This is a genomic window from Micromonospora sp. SL1-18 (assembly GCF_047921505.1).
Taxonomy (GTDB): domain Bacteria; phylum Actinomycetota; class Actinomycetes; order Mycobacteriales; family Micromonosporaceae; genus Micromonospora.
This window is the reverse complement of the sequence record NZ_JBLROA010000007.1, coordinates 39,707-57,830: the sequence shown is the minus strand read 5'-3', so window position 1 is coordinate 57,830 and position 18,124 is coordinate 39,707. Positions and strand designations below refer to the sequence as shown.

Sequence of the window (18,124 nt, the reverse complement as noted above, 5' to 3'; positions counted from 1 at the left end):
CGCGCACCCTGGCTCTCGCCCGGTGTCCCGGCTCCTTCCACCGTCGGCCGACCCTCGGCCAGTGTCCCGACGGAGCCGGGCACCGCGCGGATCGCCGTCGACCTCCTCGGCGGGGACGATGCTCCCGCCGTCGTGGTTGACGGCGCTCTGCGGGCGGTGCGTACCGACCCTGACCTGCATCTGCTGCTCGTCGGACCGACCGAGGTCGCCGACGCGCTGACCGGTGCGCTCGCCCCGGAGCAACGAGCCCGGATCACGGTCCGCCCGGCGCGGGCCGTCGTCGGCATGGCCGACCATCCCACCGCCGCGCGCGCCGAGAGCACGGTCCGCGCAGCGGTCACCGCCGTCCGCGACGGGCTCGCCGACGCGGTCGTCTCCGCCGGCTCGACCGGCGCCACCGTCACCGCCGCCGCGCTCGGCCTCGGCCGATGGAGCGGCGTACGCCGTCCGGCCCTGGTGGCCACCCTGCCCGCCGTCGCCGGCCCGGTGGTGCTGCTGGACGTCGGCGGCACGCTGGAATCCGGCCCCGACACCCTCGCCCGGCACGCCGTGCTCGGCGCCGCGTACGCCGCTGTGGCGCACGCCGTCGCCGCGCCCCGGGTCGGGCTGCTCTCCGTCGGCACCGAGGCGGGCAAGGGTGACCGGCTGCGCCGCGCCGCCGGCCCCGCCCTCGCCACCGTGCCGCTGCCGTGCGGCGCCCGCTACGTGGGGCTCGTCGAGGGGTTCGACATCTCCCTCGGCGCGCGCGCCGACGTCGTGGTCACCGACGGGTTCACCGGTAACGTGCTGCTCAAGGCGATCGAGGGCGCGTACGCGATGGCCGGCGGACCGCCGGCGAGCGGCGGCGCCCCGCGCGCCGCGGCCCTGCTCGGCGTGGCCGGCACGGTGGTGGTCTGCCACGGCGCGGCCCGCCCCGACGACGTCGCCGCCGGCATCGCCCTCGCCGCCCACCTGTGGCGGCGGCGTGCCACCGACACCGTTTCCACCCTGCTCACCGGCCTGCCAGAAGATCCCGCACCCATCGACACCGAGGTAGCACCATGACCAACGACAAGCGGCGACGCGCTCCCGTCGGCCATCTGGAGGCGGCCTTCGGGGTGTCGCTCGATCCGGAACTGCTGGAACGCGCGCTGACCCACCGTTCCTACGCGTACGAGAACGGCGGCCTGCCCACCAACGAGCGGCTGGAGTTCCTGGGCGACTCGGTCCTCGGCGTGGTGATCACCACGGCGTTGTTCCACAACCATCCCGACCTGCCCGAGGGTCAGCTCGCCAAGCTGCGGGCCAGCGTGGTGAACATGCGCGCCCTCGCCGACGTGGCGCGGGGGCTCGGCCCGGCGGGGCTCGGCGCGTACCTGCTGCTGGGCAAGGGGGAGGAAACCACCGGCGGCCGCGACAAGGCCAGCATCCTCGCCGACACCCTGGAGGCGCTGCTCGGCGCGATTTACCTCCAGTACGGCCTGGACACCGCGGCCAAGGTGATCCACCGGCTCTTCGACCCGCTGATGGCCGAGTCGGCCGGCCGGGGCGCCGCGCTGGACTGGAAGACCAGCCTGCAGGAGCTGACCGCCGCGCTGGGGCTGGGCGTGCCGGAATACCGGATCGAGGGCACCGGCCCGGACCATCTGAAGACCTTCACCGCCTGGGTGGTGGTGGCGGGCAACCGGTACGGCGGCGCCGAGGGGCGCAGCAAGAAGGAGGCCGAGCAGCGGGCCGCCGAGTCGGCCTGGCGGACGCTGACCGAGCAGGCCGAGCAGGAGCAGGGCGCGCTGACCGGGGACGAGGCCGACGAGCAGGCCGCCGAGGCGGGCACCGCCCGTGCCTGAGCTGCCCGAGGTCGAGACGGTCCGGCAGGGCCTCGCCCAGTGGGTCATCGGGCGGACGATCAGCGCCGTCGAGGTGTGCCACCCTCGGGCCGTACGCCGCCATCAGCCGGGCGCGGCGCACTTCACCGACGTGCTGGCCGGCCGGACGATCACCGATGTCCGGCGCCGGGGCAAGTACCTGTGGCTGCCGCTGGACAGCGGGGATGCCCTGATCGGGCACCTCGGCATGTCCGGCCAGCTGCTGCTCCAGCCGGTCGGGACGGCCGACGAGCTGCATCTGCGGGTCCGGTTCCGGTTCGCCGACGACGGCCCGGAGTTGCGCTTCGTCGACCAGCGCACGTTCGGCGGGCTGTCGGTCTCCTCCGGCGGGGCGGAGCTGCCGCAGGAGATCGCGCACATCGCCCGGGATCCGATGGACCCGGAGTTCTCCGACACCGACTTCGTGGCCGCGCTGCGCCGGCGGCGTACCGAGGTGAAGCGGGCGCTGCTCGACCAGGCCCTGGTCTCCGGGGTCGGCAACATCTACGCCGACGAGGCGCTGTGGCGGGCGAAGCTGCACGGCACCCGCCCGACGGACGCGCTCACCCGCCCGGCGGTCACCCGGCTGCTCGGGCACGTCCGGGACGTGCTCGGTGAGGCGATCAAGCAGGGCGGCACCAGCTTCGACGAGCTGTACGTCGACGTCAACGGCGAGAGCGGCTACTTCGACCGGTCGCTCAACGCGTACGGCCGGGAGGGGGAACCCTGCCCGCGCTGCGGTGCGCCGATCCGGCGCGAGGCGTTCATGAACCGCTCGTCGTACAGTTGCCCGCGTTGCCAGCCCCGTCCCCGGGCCGCCCTCCGGGGATGACCCCGAGGCGGTTCGGGGTTGCGCCGGTGTGCCGTGCCCGGCGATTCGCGGCGGGTCCCCCGGGTCGTACCCTGAAAATCCCGTTTCGTCCGGTTGGCTGAGCCGGTTCGGGCCGGTCGGCCGGGACCGGCCGGATCCGGGACGAGCCGGGGCCGTACCCGGATGTCCGCGCGTCGCCCGCACCCTAGCGTCAGCACCGTCGGTAGCGGACCGACGTGTGGAGGGGGAACCCAGGCATGGGCAGACGACCGGTGACGGTGCGATTGGCACGGTGGAGTGCGGAGCATCCGTGGCGGGCCATCGCGCTGTGGGCGGTGTTCGTGGCGGTGTGCTTCGTCGGCGGCAACGCCGCCGGCCTGACCGAGGCGACCAACGCCGACCAGGCGACCGGCGAGTTCGGACGGGCCGAGCTGATCGTCGACAGTGGCGGCTTCCACGAGCCGGCGATGGAGAACGTACTGATCACGCCCCGGTCGGGGATGCTCGACCAGGCCGCGGCGAAGGCCGCCGCCGGCGACGCGGCGGCCCGGCTGCGCCAGGTCGACGGGGTGGCCTCGGTGGGTACGCCGCTACCGTCCCGCGACGGCGGCGCGCTGCTGCTGCCGATCACCATGTCCGGGGACCCGAAGACCGCGTCGGACCGGGTGCAGCCGCTGCGGGACGCCACCGCCCAGGTCCAGGAGGCGCACCCGGCGTTGCGGATCGAGGAGGTCGGCGGCCCCTCCATCAACAAGGCGCTCGACGACACCCTGGGCAAGGACTTCCAACGGGCGGAGCTGCTCAGCCTGCCGGTCACCCTGGCCATCCTGATCATCGCGTTCGGCGCGCTGATCGCGGCCGGCGTGCCGGTGCTGCTCGCGCTCTCCTCGGTGGCCGCGGCGATGGGACTCTCCACCCTGGCATCCCACCTGGTGCCGGCCAACGACACCACGGCCAGCGTCATCCTGCTGATCGGCATGGCGGTCGGCGTCGACTACTCGCTGTTCTACGTCCGCCGGGAGCGTGAGGAACGGGCAAAGGGGCGGTCCGGGCTCGACGCGGTGGAGATCGCGGCGGAGACCTCCGGGCACGCCGTGGTGGTCTCCGGCACCGCCGTGATCATCTCGATGGCCGGGCTGCTCCTCGCCCAGGACGCCATCTTCTCGTCCCTCGCGGTCGGCTCGATCCTGGTGGTCGCGGTCGCGGTGCTCGGCTCGCTGACCGTGCTGCCGGCGCTGCTCGCCAAGCTCGGCCGCTGGGTCGACCGGCCCCGGGTGCCGTTGCTGTGGCGGCTCACCGCGCCGCGTACCGGCCGGCACGGCCAGCGGCCCCGGTTCTGGCCGGCCGTGCTGAAGCCCGCGCTGAGGGCGCCACGGACCACCCTGATCGTCTCGGTCGGGCTGCTGCTCGCCCTGGCCGCCCCGGCGCTGAGCATGAAGCTGAACTTCCCCGGCATGGAGGACGTGCCGCGCAGCACGCCGGCCATGCAGGCGTACGACCGGCTCACCGCCGCCTTCCCGAGCAACGGCACCAGCCACACGGTGGCGGTGCGGGCGCCGGCCGCACAGGCCGACCGGGTGCACGCCGCGCTGACCGACCTGGCCGGGCGGGCCGCCGCCGACCCGCTCTTCGCGCCGGCCGAGGGGGACGGCCCGAAGATCGAGGTGTCGGCCGACCGCCGGGTGTCCGTGCTGGAGGTGGCCACCCCGTACGCCAGCCGCACCGACGAGGCGTCGCGGTCGCTGCACGAGCTGCGTGAGGACCTGGTCCCGGCCACCCTGCGCGGCATCCCCGGGGTCGAGTACGCGGTCGGCGGCGGCGTGGCCGCCAACGAGGACTACGCGCAGCACATCCGGGAGAAGCTGCCCGTCGTGGCCGCCTTCGTGCTGGCGCTGACCTTCCTGGTGATGGCCTGGACGTTCCGGTCGGTGGTGATCGCGCTCACCTCGATCCTGTTGAACCTGCTCTCCGCCGGCGCCGCGTACGGCCTGCTGGTGCTGGTCTTCCAGAACGACTGGGCGGAGGGATTGCTCGGCTTCACCTCGATGGGGGCGATCGTCACCTGGCTGCCACTGTTCCTGTTCGTGGTCCTCTTCGGGCTCTCCATGGACTACCACGTCTTCGTGGTCAGCCGGATCCGCGAGGGCGTCCGTGACGGCCTGCCCAACCGGGACGCGGTGGCGTACGGCATCACCTCGTCGGCGGGCGTGGTGACCAGCGCGGCGATCGTCATGGTCGGGGTCTTCTCGATCTTCGCGACGCTGAGCACCATCGACATGAAGCAGCTCGGCATCGGGCTGGCCGCGGCGATCCTGCTGGACGCCACGATCATCCGGGCCGTGGTGCTGCCGTCCCTGATGACCCTGCTCGGCGACGCGAACTGGTGGGCCCCGCGCTTCCTGCGCCGTCGGGCGGCCACCCCGCCCGCTCCGGCCCCGGAGCTCGTCGGCGCCCACTGACCACCGGCGCCACCGGAGGGCCGGGCCGTACCCGCGGCCCGGCCCTCCGCCCGAGGCGGGTCACGGCAGGGGGCAGGGGTCGCGCCAGGCGTCCAGCTTCCGGTCCTTGAGCATCGAGGCGAAGCCGTAGCCGATGGTGGTGACACAGAAGGCACCCGGGTCGCCGGCGTACTCGACGTGGAAGACCGGCTTGTGCGCGTCGGCGAAGGGCAGCAGCTTGGCGCACTCCCGCCGGCGTACGCACTCCTGGTTGACGGCGAAGTCGAAGTCGGGCGCCAGTGCGGCCACCTGCGGCACGTCGTCGACCAGCCCGGGCGAGAGGTCGAGCCGGCGGGCCAGGGCGGCGAGCCGGCGGTTGAACAGCAGCTGGTCGTCGAAGTCGAGCGGAAGGCCGGGCTGGTGCCGGTAGCCGTCGGCGTCGTCGATCGCCACGGCCCCGAAGCCCTTGCCCCGGCACAGCCGGAACCGGTCGGCGAGCACCGGCTCGAGCGCGTTCCATCGGCGTACGTCCAGCCACCGGCTGTCCGGTCGGCCCGTCACCGCCGCCCCGCGTACGTCCGTCGGGAAGCGGCTCGCGTCCGGGTCGGTCGGCGCCCACGTCCCGACGCGTACCTGGCAGACCAGCCGGCGGTCCCGGGCGCGCAGCGCGGCGGTCTCGGCGGAGGTGGTGTGGACCGGGTCGAGCAGGAAGACGGCGGCGTCGACCGTGACGTCCACCGGGCCGGTGAGCTGCCACTGCCACTGCCAGCGGTGGGCCAGCTCGGCCGGCCACGAGGTGGGTGCCCCGGGCGGGACGATCGGCCGGCGGCAGCCGGGCACCGGGGCGAGCAGTAGCACCGTCAGGACGGCCGCCACGCCCCGGCGCGGCCCGCGGGGGAGGACGCGGGCCGGCCGGGCGCGCGGCGCGGCCGACGCCGGCCGGATCCGCATCGTCAGCTCCCGGGTCGCGGGCGGCACTCCACCGCCCCTGCCGGTACGCCGGCCCGGTCGGTGTGATCAGCCGGCCGCGGCGTACCTCACCCGGTCAAACGAGCGCGGACCCGGTCACGACGCGCCGGTCAGCGCGGTGTGCCGAAGTCCTGTGTCCAGTACGGCCCGTTGCTCCGCGCCACACCCACGCCGATCTCGGTGAACGAGCAGTTCAGGATGTTGGCCCGGTGGCCCGGGCTGTTCATCCAGGCGTCCATCACCGCGGCCGGGCTCTGCTGGTTCCAGGCGACGTTCTCGCCGTATGCCCGCCACGCGTAGCCGACCCGGTCGAGCCGCGCGCCGGCGTCGCTGCCGTCGCTGCCGTCGTGCGTCATCGTCTGGTGGTCGGCCTGGTCCTGGCTGTGCCGCTGGGCGGCCAGCGTCAGCTTGTCGTCGACGGTCACTGCCTTGCAGCCGGCCTTCGCCCGCTCCTGGTTGACCAGGTCGACCACCTGCCGAAGTTCGGCGCTGAGCCCGGTCGTCGAGGCGGTCCGGGTAGAGGTGGTGGCGCTGCTGCTCGGCGTGGCGGTGCGCTGGAGCTGGCGGGAGGGGGCGGTGGAACGGTTGGGCTTCGGCGTGACCGTCCGGGTCGGGCTCGGCCGGGCGCTGCTCGGGGCGGTGCTGGGGGAGGCGGTCGGCGTGGTGGTGGGCGAGGCGGGGGTGAGGGCGTCGGTGGGGGCGTCGGTGGCGTCGGGCGCGACGGCCACCACCCCGTCGGCCGCGGACGGCTCGGTCTGCCGGTCGTCGCCAGGCAGCGCGAGGGCGGCCACTCCCAGGCTCACCACCAGGGTCGACGCGGCGGCGGCGCCGCCGACCAGGAGGGGGCGCGGGAACCGACGCGGCTGGCGGTGCCGTCCCGGCTTTTCGGGCGAGTCGTCGGTGACCGGCCCCCAGGTGGCCGTCGGCTGCTGCCCCTCGGCCGGCCAGCCACCGGTCGAAGCGGCCTGCCACTGCTCGTGCGGAGCGCCGGCCTGCCACTGCTCGTGCGGGTGCCACTGCTCGTGCGGGGCGGCGGCCTGCCAGCCGTTGATCTCGATGTCGGCCGGGTCCGCGCCCGGCTGCTCCGGCTCGTCCCCGAAGAGGTACGCCGACCGCGGTTCCGGCTGGTCGGTGAGCCAGGCCGGCCCGTCGGCGGCCGGTGGCTCCGAATTTCGGGCAACGCCGTCCGGTTCGATCGGGTCGGTCCAGCGGTACACGCCTGTCCCCTCCACGGGTCGGTTGCGGGCCGCGCTGACGCTACGGGCGCGCCGCGAGCTGCGGCAACGTCGCTAAGAAAGAGTTAAGGGGAACTCGACGGCGAGGGTGAGGTGTTCACGTATTCCCGGGCGTACAGTTATGTCGTCCGGACAGAGCGTGTCCGCGCCTCATGGCAGCCCCCCGACAAGTGGACAGGTCGACGTAAAGATGATCTACGGCCTGCGAGAACTTGACGAAGGAGGGGGTTGCGGCTCAATATGTAGGTGTCGCCAGTCGCGCCCAGCCATGCCCGCATTTTGCTGGGATGGCAGCCGCGAACATGATGGGCGCGCGTTGGCCGGCCTTTCCGGCAGCGCATATCAAGGAGTCAGTATGGCGAAGGCCCTCTACGGCCACGTTGGTGCAGCGTCCGACCGGCGCCTGCTCGACGAGGTCACCCGACTGCGTGCCAGGGTTCAGGCACTGGAGTTCGAGATCACGCGTCTGCGCGCCGAGAATGATCGGCTCGCGGCGGCAGCGGCGGAGGCTGACGACCTCCTCCGGCTGGCCGAGCCGGCGCTGACCTGATCCCCGGTCGTCGGAAAACTGAATCGCACCACACGAAAAGCGCGCCGACACCTCAGTGCCGGCGCGCAGCTTTGTGCGTACGTCTTTTGTTTTTCGCGCCGCATCGTCCCCGATCGGGTGAGCCCGGAATTGCGTGGCGCTGACCAAGCTCCAATAGGACCTGCGGGTTTTCGCGCCGTGCCGGTACGCGCCGAAACCGGACACGACGGGCCCTGCGGTGGGTCGCTTACGGTGGCCTCCCCGGCCCCGGGTTAGTCTGCGGGTCAACCAGGTCCGCGTAGCCGGCGACGGTACGGCGGCCACCGGACGAGGATCGAGAAGGTGTATCTCAAGAGCCTGACGGTGAGGGGCTTCAAGTCCTTCGCCTCCGCGACGACGCTGAAGCTGGAGCCCGGGATCACCTGCGTGGTCGGCCCGAACGGCTCCGGCAAGTCCAACGTCGTCGACGCCATCGCCTGGGTGCTCGGCGAGCAGGGCGCCAAGGCGCTGCGTGGCGGCAAGATGGAGGACGTCATCTTCGCCGGCACCGCCGGCCGGGCGCCGCTGGGCCGCGCCGAGGTCACCCTCACCATCGACAACACCGACGGCGCGCTGCCGATCGAGTACACCGAGGTCTCCATCACCCGCCGGATGTTCCGCTCCGGCGAGAGCGAGTACGAGATCAACGGTGACTCCTGCCGACTGCTCGACATCCAGGAGCTGCTGTCGGACTCCGGCATCGGCCGGGAGATGCACATCATCGTCGGGCAGGGCCGGCTCGACGGCATGCTGCACGCCAAGCCGGAGGATCGGCGGGCGTTCATCGAGGAGGCGGCCGGCGTCCTCAAGCACCGCAAGCGCAAGGAGAAGGCGCTGCGGAAGCTCGACGCGATGCAGACCAACCTCAACCGGCTCACCGACCTCACCGCCGAGCTGCGCCGCCAGCTGAAGCCGCTGGGCCGGCAGGCCGAGGTGGCCCGCCGGGCCGCCGCCATCCAGGCCAACCTGCGCGACGCCCGGCTGCGGTTGCTCGCCGACGACCTGCACACCCTGCGCACCACGCTCGACAAGGAGATCGCCGACGAGACCGCGCTGCGCGAGCGGCGGGAACAGATCGAGGCGGAGCACACCGAGGTGCAGGCCCGCCTCGGCGAACTGGAGTCCGCCCTCGCCGAGGACGCCCCGCTGCTCGCCGCCGCCCAGGACACCTGGTACAAGCTCTCCGCGCTGCAGGAGCGGTTCCGCTCCATCGAGCAGCTCGCCCGGGAACGGCTGCGCCACCTCAGCGCCACCCCCGACGACGAGCGCCCCGGCCGCGATCCCGACCAGCTGGAAGCGGAGTCGCAGCGGGTCCGCGAGCAGGAGGAGGAGCTGCGCGCGGCGCTCACCGAGGACCAGATCCGGCTGGCCGAGGCGGTCGAGCACCGGCAGGAGCTGGAACGGCAGCTCGCCGCCGCCGAGCGGGAACTGGTCGCGGCGGCCAAGGCCATCGCCGACCGACGGGAGGGGCTGGCCCGACTGGCCGGCCAGGTCAACTCGGCCCGGGCCCGCACCACCAGCGCCGGCGAGGAGATCGAACGGCTCGCCGCCGCGCACGGCGACGCGCTGGCCCGGGCCGAGAAGGCACAGGCCGAGCTGGACGCGGTCGCCGAGCAGTCCACCGAGGCCGACCGGGACAACGCTGACCTGGATGCCCGGCACGCCGAGGCGGTGGCCGTCCACGAGCAGGCCCAGGCCGCGGTCCGCAGCCTCGCCGACGCCGAGCGCGCCGCCGAGAAGGACGCGGCCACCTGGAAGGCCCGCGAGGAGGCGCTCGCTCTCGGCCTGCGCCGCAAGGACGGCGCGGGGGCGCTGCTGGCCCGCGCCGACCAGGTGCCGGGCCTGCTCGGCAGCCTCTCCGGGCTGCTGACCGTCGCACCCGGCCACGAGGCAGCGCTCGCCGCTGCCCTGGGCGGGCTCGCCGACGCGGTCGCGGTCACCGGCGTCGACGAGGCCGTCGAGGCGATGCGGCTGCTCAAGATCTCCGATGCCGGGCGGGCCGGCCTGCTCATCGGCAGCCCCGCCGGCCCTGGCATGGACGGCCACGCCGACGTGCTGCGCCCGAAGCTGCCGGACGGCGCCCGCTGGGCTCCCGACCTGGTGGAGTGCTCGGCCGAGATCCGGCCGGCGGTCTATCGGGCGCTGCGTGACGTGGCGCTGGTCGACGACCTCGCCGCCGCGGCCGAGTTGGTCGCCGGCAACCCGGAGCTGCAGGCGGTCACCCCGGACGGTGACCTCGTCGGGGCGTACGCGGCGGCCGGTGGATCGGCCAAGGCGCCCAGCTTCATCGAGGTGCAGGCGGCCGTCGAGGAGGCCCGGGCCAACCGGCTCGCCGCCGAGCGGACCAGCGCCGAGCTGCGCGAGCAGCTGGTCGAGGCGCGGGCCGAGGTGGCCGCCGCGAAGGAGGCCGTGCAGCACGCCGCCGCCGCCAAGCGCGAGGCGGAGAGCCACCGTAACGCCGCCGCCCGCCGGCTGGCCGAGCTGGGCGCCGCCGCGCGGTCGGCCAAGGCCGAGACCGACCGGCTCGGCGAGTCCCGGGCGCGCGCCGAGGCGGCCCGGGAACGCGACCTGCAGGCGCTAGAAGAGCTGGCGGAGCGGCTGCGGTTGGCCGAGACCACCCCGGTCGACGCGGAACCGTCCACCGAGGAGCGTGACCAGCTCGCCGCGATGGTGCCGCAGGCCCGGCAGAACGAGATGGAGGTCCGGCTCGCGGTGCGTACCGCCGAGGAGCGGGTCTCCTCGATCGCCGGCCGGGCCGACTCCCTCATGCGGCAGGCGAACGCCGAGCGGGCCGCGCGGGAGCGCGCGGCGGCCCGCCGCGCGGCCCGTACCCGTGGCGCGGAGATCGCCCGGGCCGTGGTCGGCGGCGCCCGGGAGGCGCTGACCCGGCTGACCGTCTCCATGGCCCGGGCCGAGGAGCATCGCGACGCCGTGGCCCGCGAGCGCGCCGCCCGCGAGGCCGAGCTGTCCGAGGTACGCGGCGCGGCGAAGCGCCTCGGCACTGAGCTGGAGCGGTTGACCAGTCAGGTGCACCGGGACGAGGTGGCCCGCGCCGAGCAGCGGCTGCGTATCGAGCAACTGGAGGCCAAGGCCGCCGAGGACTTCGGCCTCGACGTGGCGACGCTGATCGCCGAGTACGGCCCGGACCAGCTCGTCCCGCCCACCCAGGCGGACGTGGCGGCCGCCGAGAAGGAAGGCGAGCCGGTGCCCGAGCCGGTCCGCTACGAGCGGCCGGTGCAGGAGAAGCGGGCCGCCAAGGCGGAACGGGAGCTGGCCCTGCTCGGCAAGGTCAACCCGCTCGCGCTGGAGGAGTTCGCCGCGCTGGAGGAGCGCTACAAGTTCCTCTCCGAGCAGCTGGAGGATCTCAAGGACACCCGCCGGGACCTGCTCACCGTGGTCAAGGACGTCGACGACCGGATCCTGGAGGTCTTCGCCAGCGCGTTCGAGGACACCGCGCGGGAGTTCGAGCAGGTCTTCACGGTGCTCTTCCCCGGTGGTGAGGGGCGCCTGGTGCTCACCGACCCGGAGGACCTGCTCACCACCGGCGTCGAGGTGGAGGCCAGGCCGCCGGGCAAGAAGATCAAGCGGCTCTCGCTGCTCTCCGGCGGGGAGCGGTCGCTGACCGCGGTGGCCATGCTGGTGGCGATCTTCCGCGCCCGGCCCAGCCCGTTCTACATCATGGACGAGGTGGAGGCGGCCCTCGACGACGTGAACCTGGGCCGCCTGATCACGCTGCTGGCGCAGCTGCGGGAGAAGAGCCAGCTCATCGTGATCACCCACCAGAAGCGGACCATGGAGATCGCCGACGCGCTGTACGGCGTGACCATGCGCAGCGGGGTCACCCAGGTGATCAGCCAACGGCTCAACCGGGCCGACGACAACGGGCAGGAGCAGGACGAGTGAGTCGGGAACGCGCGACGGCGCTGCTGGTGGACTTCGACGGCGTGCTGCGCCGCTGGGATCCGGCGGTGACCGTCGCCGTTGAGCGGGAGTACGGGCTCACCGAGGGTGTCCTGGGCGAGATCGCCATGTCGTGGGGCCTGCTCCAGCCGGTGCTCACCGGCCAGGTCAGCCACGCCCAGTGGATGACCAGCGTGGCCGACGCGCTCGCCCCCTCGGTGGGCGACCCGGCCCGGGCCCGCGCGGCGGTGGACGAGTGGCAGCGCTACCGGGGCGAGGTCGACCCGGACGTGCTCGCGTTCATCCGCGAGGTGCGGGCCGCCGGCGTACGGGTGGGGCTGGGCACCAACGCCACCGACCTGCTCGACGCCGACCTCGCCGCGCTGGGCCTGACTGACGAGCTGGACGCGGTGGTCAACTCCTCGGTCGTCGGGGCGAACAAGCCGGCGAAGGAGTACTTCCAGGCGGCCTGCGAGGCGCTGGAGACGCCCCCCGCTCGGGTGCTCTTCGTCGACGATGAGGACCGGAACATCGCGGGTGCCCGGGTGGCCGGGCTGTCGGCGCACCGCTGGACCGGCCCGGGCGACCTGCGCTACCTGCGTGCCGCGCTGGCGTACTGACGCCGCTGGACGGCCGTGAGATGCGGAATGTCGCGGTGTCCCGGACCTGGGAGGCCGCGACATTCCGCATCTCGTGGGCGGATCAGGCCCCGGTGACGCCGTCGACTCGTTCCCGGATGAGGTCGGCGTGGCCGTTGAGCCGGGCGTACTCCTCGATCATGTGGACGCACACCCAGCGGATGTTGATGTCGTCGGTGCTGCCGTCCCGGCCGCTGCGGCTGAACGTCTGGTCCAGCGAGAGGCCGGCGGCGGCCTGCCGGGCCGCCTCGACCTCGGCGGCGTAGGTGGCGAAGTCGGCCTCCGCGTCGGCGTCGGCCACGTCGTCGAAGTCCCCGTCGGGCGAGGCGTCGGGGCAGTAGAGGCTGTCGAGCTGCTGGCCGGCGGCCCGAATGCGGAACCACCAGCGCTCCACCTCGGCCATGTGCCGGACCAGGCCGAGCAGGGTCAGGTTGGACGGCTCGACGCTCGGGGTCTTGAGCTGGGCCGGGGTCAGGCCGGCGCACTTGAGCAGCAGAGTGTCGCGGTGGTAGTCGAGCCAGCCTTCGAGCATGGTGCGCTCGTCGCCGACGTAGGGCTCGTTCTTCCGGCTGATGTCCGGTGCTCTCCAGGCCATCCGGCGATGTTAGGAGGGGGCCCGGGTACAACGCGAGGCGTTAACAGGGGGCCCCTCCTTGCGCTCAGGGCACCACCACGACGGGCCAGCGGCCGGTGCGGACCAGGCGGGTGGCGACCGAGCCGACCAGGCGGTGCCCGGCCTGTTCGGAGGCCCCGACCACCACCAGGTCCGCGCGGAACTCGTCGGCCGCCGCGCACAACTCGGCGTACGCGTCCCCGCGCCGGCACAGGAAGGTGACCGGCAGGCCCAGCTCCTCCGCGCCGCGCCGGCACTCGTCGCGCAGCTCGGCGGCCAGCTCGTCGTGGGTCTGCTGGACCGCCCCGGCCACCACGCCGGACATGATGCCCGCGTACGGGGCCGGGGAGCTGACGAACACCACCACCAGGCCGGAGCGTTGCCGGCGGGCCAGCCCGGCCGCGTACGCGGCGGCCCGCAGCGAGGTGCGGCTGCCGTCCACCCCGACCAGCACCACGCGGGGCCCGTCCGTGCCGCGTTCGAACGGTGGCGGGCGGGACTCCGGGCCGTACCTCTCACGTTCGGCTGAGGTGCTCATCGGGTCAGTCCCGGCTGCCGGTGCGTACCACGGGAATGCCCCCGCCGGCCGTCACGGTCGACTCCCGCTCGACCTCGGCGGAGATCGCTTCGCCGGTGTGCCGGCGCAGCGGCACCTCCTTGATGAGGACGACCGCGATCAGGGCGATCAGCCCGAACGGGGCGGCGGCCAGGAAGATGTCCCCGGCACCGTGCCCGTACGCGGACTCGACCACCATGCGGATCGGGGCGGGCAGGGTGTGCACGTTCGGCAGGGTGCCGCCCCCGCCGGAGCTGGACGCCGGGATGCCGAGCCCGGCCAGTCCCTCGGCCAGGTAGTCCTTGACCTTGTGGCCGAGCACCGCGCCGAGGGCGCTCACGCCGATCGCGCCGCCGAGGCTGCGGAAGAACGCGACCGTCGAGCTGGCCGCTCCGAGTTCGTGCACGCCGACGGTGTTCTGCACGGCGAGGACCAGGTTCTGCATGGTCATGCCCAGCCCGAGGCCGATCAGCGCCATGAAGATGGCGAGCCGCCAGTACGGGGTGTCCGCGCGCAGCGTGCCCATCAGCGCGAAGCCGGCCGTGAGCAGGGCCGATCCGGCGACCAGGTAGCGCTTCCAGCGGCCGGTGCTGGTGATGATCCGGCCGACCACCGTGGAGGCGACCAGCAGGCCGCCGATCATCGGCAGGGTCATCAGGCCGGACATGGTCGGGCTCTCGCCGCGGCTGATCTGGAAGTACTGGCCGAGGAAGACCGAGGCGCCGAACATGCCCACGCCGACCGCGATGCTGGCGACCACGGCCAGCGTGATGGTGCGGCTGCGGAACAGGCGCGGCGGGATCATCGGCTCGTCGGCCCGCTGCTCCACCCGGATGGCGAGCGCGCCGAGCAGCACCGCCCCGGCCACCATGACGGCGGTCTGCCAGGAGATCCAGGCGTACCGGTCGCCGGCGAGGGTGACCCAGATCAGCAGCAGCGACACGGCCGCGGTGATCAGCGTGGCACCCCACCAGTCGATCTTCGCCGGGTGCCGGACCACCGGCAGGCGCAGGGTCTTCTGGAGTACGACCAGGGCGAGAGCCGCGAACGGCACGCCGACGTAGAAGCACCAGCGCCAGCCGAGCCAGTCGGTGTCGACGATGACGCCACCGATCAGCGGGCCGCCGATGGTGCCGACGGCCATCACCGCACCGAGGTAGCCGCTGTAGCGGCCGCGCTCGCGCGGGGAGATCATCGTGGCCATGATCACCTGGGCGAGGGCGGTCAGGCCGCCCGCGCCGACGCCCTGGAGCACCCGGCAGGCGATCAGCTCGCCGGTGGACTGGGAGAGCCCGGCCAGCACCGAGCCCAGTACGAAGATTCCGAGCGCGAGCTGGACCAGGAGCTTCTTGCTGGTCAGGTCGGCGAGCTTGCCCCAGATCGGGGTGGTCGCGGTGGTCGCCAGCAGCGTCGAGGTGACCACCCAGGTGTACGCGGACTGGCCGCCGTGCAGCTCCGTGATGATCCGCGGCAGCGCGTTGGAGACGACCGTGGAGGAGAGGATCGCGACGAACATGCCCAGCAGCAGGCCGGAGAGTGCCTCCAGGATCTGCCGGTGGGTCATGCCGACGGCGGTCGCCCGGGCGGGCGCTGTCGCCTGCGTCATCGTGTAGTGCCTCCGGGGAGAAGACGTTATCCGTGGGGATTGGTTGCCTCAAGCAACAACTGGAGGTGGTGCGGCTCTTATTCCCGGGCGATCGGGCTCAGAAGGTCTCGTTGAACCGGTGCAACAGGCGGGCGAAGTCCTCGACGTCCCGTTTCGGCCAGTTCTTCATCGTGCGGCGGATCTGTCCGAGCCGGGCCGCCCGCGCCGCGTCGAACCGGCGGGTGCCCTCCTCGGTAAGGCTGAGCTGTGCGGCCCGCCGGTCGGTCGGGTCCGGGTCGCGGCGGACCAGGCCCAGCCCTTCCAGGCCGGCGATCTGCCGGCTGAGCGTGCCCTTGCCGACGCCCAGCCGCGTAGCCAGGTCGGTCAGCCGGATCGAGCCGGACCGGCGCAGCCAGAGCAGCAGGCCGTAGGCGTTCGGCTCCAGGTTGGGGTGGACCTCCCGGGCGACCTCCCAGGACAGCGCCCGGCCGCGGCGCAGCAGCGCGGCCAGCTCGTCCTCCACCGCGCGCAGGGCTTCCGGCAGGTGATCGTCCACGGGCAGAGCGTACTCACGCCGCGGGAGTGTTGGTCTCCACCCAGGTTGGTCTCCCGCGTGCCCACGACCCGTCGCAGCAACGGGCCGATGAGCAGGCCGGAGCTGGCCACGGGGTGCCTCCGAGGGAGTTTTCTACCCGGGTCGGCGCATCCGGCACGCCTGGCTCGGCGAGCGTACCCCCGCAGCTCGCTCGCCGACGCAGGCGGTGAGTGGGACGCCGCCGCCGCCATCTGACAGGATTTCGGGCATGAAGGAATACCTCCTCATCATCATCGCCGTGCTCGGCGTGCTGATCCTCGGCGGCCTCAGCCTCGTGGTGCCCCGGCTCCGCCGGCGCCCCACGCCGCCGTCGGAGACGGGGGTCGAGACCCGGGTCGAGGAGAAGCCGACCGCTCCGCCGGTCGAAGCGGCGCCGGAGGTCTCCACCGGGGTGCTGGTCGAGCCGCCGCCGGTGGTCGAGGCCCCGGCGATCACCATCGAGGTTCCCGAGCCCACCGCCGGCCGGCTGGTCCGGCTGCGCTCCCGGCTGTCCCGCTCGCAGAACGTCTTCGGCAAGGGCCTGCTCGGCCTGCTCAGCCGGGAGCATCTGGACGAGGACGCCTGGGAGGAGATCGAGGACAGCCTGATCACCGCCGACGTCGGCATCGACGCCACCCGGGAGATCGTCGACCGGCTCCGCGAGCGGACCCGGGTGCTCGGCACCCGCACCGCCGGGGAGCTGCGCGCGCTGCTCGCCGCCGAACTGGTCAACGCCCTCGACCCGGCCCTGGACCGGTCGCTGAAGACCGCGCCGAAGGTGGACGTGCCGGCGGTGCTGCTGGTCGTCGGGGTCAACGGCGCCGGCAAGACCACCACCTGCGGCAAGATCGCCCGGGTGCTCATCGCCGACGGGAGGACCGTGCTGCTCGGCGCGGCCGACACCTTCCGGGCCGCCGCCGCCGACCAGCTGGAGACCTGGGGCGGCCGCGTCGGCGCGGAGACGGTCCGCGGGCCGGAGGCCGCAGACCCGGCCAGCGTCGCCTTCGACGCGGTCAAGCGGGGCATCGACACCAGGGTCGACACCGTGCTGGTCGACACCGCCGGCCGGCTGCAGAACAAGGTCGGCCTGATGGACGAGCTGGGCAAGGTCAAGCGGGTGGTGGAGAAGCACGGCCCGATCGACGAGACCCTGCTGGTGCTCGACGCCACCACCGGCCAGAACGGCCTGGAGCAGGCCCGGGTCTTCACCGAGGTGGTCAACGTGACCGGCGTGGTGCTGACCAAGCTCGACGGGACCGCCAAGGGCGGCATCGTGATCGCCGTGCAGCGCAAGCTCGGTATTCCGGTCAAGCTGGTCGGCCTCGGCGAGGGCCCGGACGACCTGGCTCCGTTCGACCCGGCGCAGTTCGTCGACGCGTTGCTCGGCACCGAGCCGCTCGCCCGGGACGCGTAGCCTCGACGTGACGACTGACGATCGCGCCTACGCGGGGTGGCGCGACCATCGCGCGTACGCGGGGTGGCGCGACCCCAGCCACCACCCGGCGCCGCGCCTCGGGAGACCGTACGTGACCTCACAGGAGATCCCGCTGCACGGCGGGAACGTCAGCACCGTGGTCCGGGTGGGCGACACGGTCCGGCGCAACGCCGGCCCGTGGACCCCCGCGGTGCACGCGCTGCTGCGGCACCTGGAGTACGTCGGGTTCACCGGCGCTCCCCGTGCGCTCGGCATGGACGAGCGCAACCGGGAGGTCCTGTCGTACCTGGAGGGGGAGTGCGGCGAGTATCCGCTGGCCCCGCACTGGGTGACCGACGAGGCGCTGGTGACCGTGGCCACCATGCTGCGGATGTTCCACGACGCCCAGTACGGCTTCACCCCGTTGCCGGGGGCGGTCTGGCGCTCGTTCGGCCCGCCCCCGCCGGACACCGAGGTCATCTGCCACCATGACGCCGCCCCGCACAACGTGATCTGGCGGCCGGACGGCACCCTCGGCCTGATCGACTTCGACCTGGCCTCGCCGGGCGCGCGGATCTACGACGTGGCGTACGCGGCCTGGACCTGGGTGCCGATCTTCTCCGACCGGGACTCGATCACCCTCGGCTGGAAGCGCCCGGACCGGCCGCGCCGGCTGCGGCTGTTCGCCGACGCGTACGGGCTGATCCCGCGCGACCGGCACCGGCTGATCCGGACCATCCGGAAGCGGATCGTGGACCACGTGGAGGGCATCCGCCGGATGGCCGCGGCCGGGGAGCCGGCCTTCGTCCGGATCGTGCACAAGGGCCACCTCCGCCGCCCCATGCGCGACCTCCGCCTCCTCGACTACGAGCGCCACGCCCTGGAGTACGCCCTGCGCTGATCTTCACGCCTGCCTCAGCGGGGTTTCTTCACACGGCGGAAACAATCCGTCACGAGGTGGAAATCGCGCGGGGCCGGT

15 protein-coding genes are annotated in these 18,124 nt (G+C 73.3%); 9 read left to right on the top strand and 6 right to left on the bottom strand.

Annotated elements, in window-relative coordinates:
• The first annotated feature begins 90 nt into the window (after positions 1-90).
• From ACNAW0_RS04900 to ACNAW0_RS04885, 4 genes are all read left to right on the top strand, one after another.
• Complete coding sequence (locus ACNAW0_RS04900) at positions 91-1,044, top strand: phosphate acyltransferase PlsX (protein ID WP_416286570.1); 954 nt, start codon at positions 91-93, stop codon at positions 1,042-1,044.
• Positions 1,041-1,826 carry a ribonuclease III gene (gene rnc, locus ACNAW0_RS04895; RefSeq protein WP_416286498.1) on the top strand — a complete coding sequence of 262 codons (786 nt, stop codon included), beginning with the start codon at positions 1,041-1,043 and terminating at the stop codon, positions 1,824-1,826. The genes ACNAW0_RS04900 and rnc overlap by 4 nt, the downstream gene beginning before the upstream one ends.
• Positions 1,819-2,676 carry a bifunctional DNA-formamidopyrimidine glycosylase/DNA-(apurinic or apyrimidinic site) lyase gene (gene mutM / locus ACNAW0_RS04890; RefSeq protein ID WP_416286497.1) on the top strand — a complete coding sequence of 286 codons (858 nt, stop codon included), beginning with the start codon at positions 1,819-1,821 and terminating at the stop codon, positions 2,674-2,676. Before rnc ends, mutM begins: the two co-directional genes overlap by 8 nt.
• Positions 2,677-2,912: 236 nt before the next feature.
• Positions 2,913-5,114, top strand: coding sequence for an MMPL family transporter (locus ACNAW0_RS04885; RefSeq protein ID WP_416286496.1), 2,202 nt, complete (start codon positions 2,913-2,915; stop codon positions 5,112-5,114).
• Positions 5,115-5,174: 60 nt separating this feature from the next.
• Here ACNAW0_RS04885 and ACNAW0_RS04880 read toward each other — a convergent pair whose 3' ends face one another.
• Both ACNAW0_RS04880 and ACNAW0_RS04875 read right to left on the bottom strand, forming a co-directional pair.
• Entirely contained in the window at positions 5,175-6,044 is an 870-nt protein-coding gene (locus ACNAW0_RS04880; RefSeq protein ID WP_416286495.1) for an endo alpha-1,4 polygalactosaminidase, read from the bottom strand.
• Positions 6,045-6,172: 128 nt separating this feature from the next.
• Positions 6,173-7,279 carry a CAP domain-containing protein gene (locus ACNAW0_RS04875; protein ID WP_416286494.1) on the bottom strand — a complete coding sequence of 369 codons (1,107 nt, stop codon included), beginning with the start codon at positions 7,277-7,279 and terminating at the stop codon, positions 6,173-6,175.
• Between the two features lie 373 nt (positions 7,280-7,652).
• On the opposite strand from ACNAW0_RS04875, the gene ACNAW0_RS04870 reads away from it, so the two are divergent.
• From ACNAW0_RS04870 to ACNAW0_RS04860, 3 genes are all read left to right on the top strand, one after another.
• Positions 7,653-7,847, top strand: a complete 195-nt coding sequence (locus ACNAW0_RS04870; RefSeq protein ID WP_107156252.1) for a hypothetical protein — start codon at positions 7,653-7,655, stop codon at positions 7,845-7,847.
• 321 nt (positions 7,848-8,168) lie between these two features.
• Positions 8,169-11,768 (top strand): chromosome segregation protein SMC, encoded by a 3,600-nt coding sequence (smc, locus tag ACNAW0_RS04865; protein WP_416286493.1) that lies wholly within the window; start codon positions 8,169-8,171, stop codon positions 11,766-11,768.
• Positions 11,765-12,385 carry an HAD family hydrolase gene (locus tag ACNAW0_RS04860; RefSeq protein ID WP_416286492.1) on the top strand — a complete coding sequence of 207 codons (621 nt, stop codon included), beginning with the start codon at positions 11,765-11,767 and terminating at the stop codon, positions 12,383-12,385. The genes smc and ACNAW0_RS04860 overlap by 4 nt, the downstream gene beginning before the upstream one ends.
• 82 nt (positions 12,386-12,467) lie before the next feature.
• Here ACNAW0_RS04860 and ACNAW0_RS04855 read toward each other — a convergent pair whose 3' ends face one another.
• The 4 genes from ACNAW0_RS04855 to ACNAW0_RS04840 form a co-directional block, all read right to left on the bottom strand.
• Positions 12,468-12,998 carry a DinB family protein gene (locus ACNAW0_RS04855; protein WP_416286491.1) on the bottom strand — a complete coding sequence of 177 codons (531 nt, stop codon included), beginning with the start codon at positions 12,996-12,998 and terminating at the stop codon, positions 12,468-12,470.
• Positions 12,999-13,062: 64 nt separating this feature from the next.
• Positions 13,063-13,554: a universal stress protein gene (locus ACNAW0_RS04850; RefSeq protein ID WP_416286490.1), complete on the bottom strand. Its 492-nt coding sequence runs from the start codon at positions 13,552-13,554 to the stop codon at positions 13,063-13,065.
• A gap of 4 nt (positions 13,555-13,558) precedes the next feature.
• Complete coding sequence (locus ACNAW0_RS04845) at positions 13,559-15,178, bottom strand: MDR family MFS transporter (protein ID WP_416286489.1); 1,620 nt, start codon at positions 15,176-15,178, stop codon at positions 13,559-13,561.
• Between the two features lie 97 nt (positions 15,179-15,275).
• Positions 15,276-15,713, bottom strand: coding sequence for a MarR family winged helix-turn-helix transcriptional regulator (locus ACNAW0_RS04840; RefSeq protein WP_416286488.1), 438 nt, complete (start codon positions 15,711-15,713; stop codon positions 15,276-15,278).
• A gap of 247 nt (positions 15,714-15,960) precedes the next feature.
• On the opposite strand from ACNAW0_RS04840, the gene ftsY reads away from it, so the two are divergent.
• Entirely contained in the window at positions 15,961-17,145 is a 1,185-nt protein-coding gene (gene ftsY, locus ACNAW0_RS04835) for a signal recognition particle-docking protein FtsY (protein ID WP_416286487.1), read from the top strand.
• Positions 17,146-17,152: 7 nt separating this feature from the next.
• Entirely contained in the window at positions 17,153-18,046 is an 894-nt protein-coding gene (locus tag ACNAW0_RS04830) for an aminoglycoside phosphotransferase family protein (RefSeq protein WP_416286486.1), read from the top strand.
• Positions 18,047-18,124: the final 78 nt, after the last annotated feature.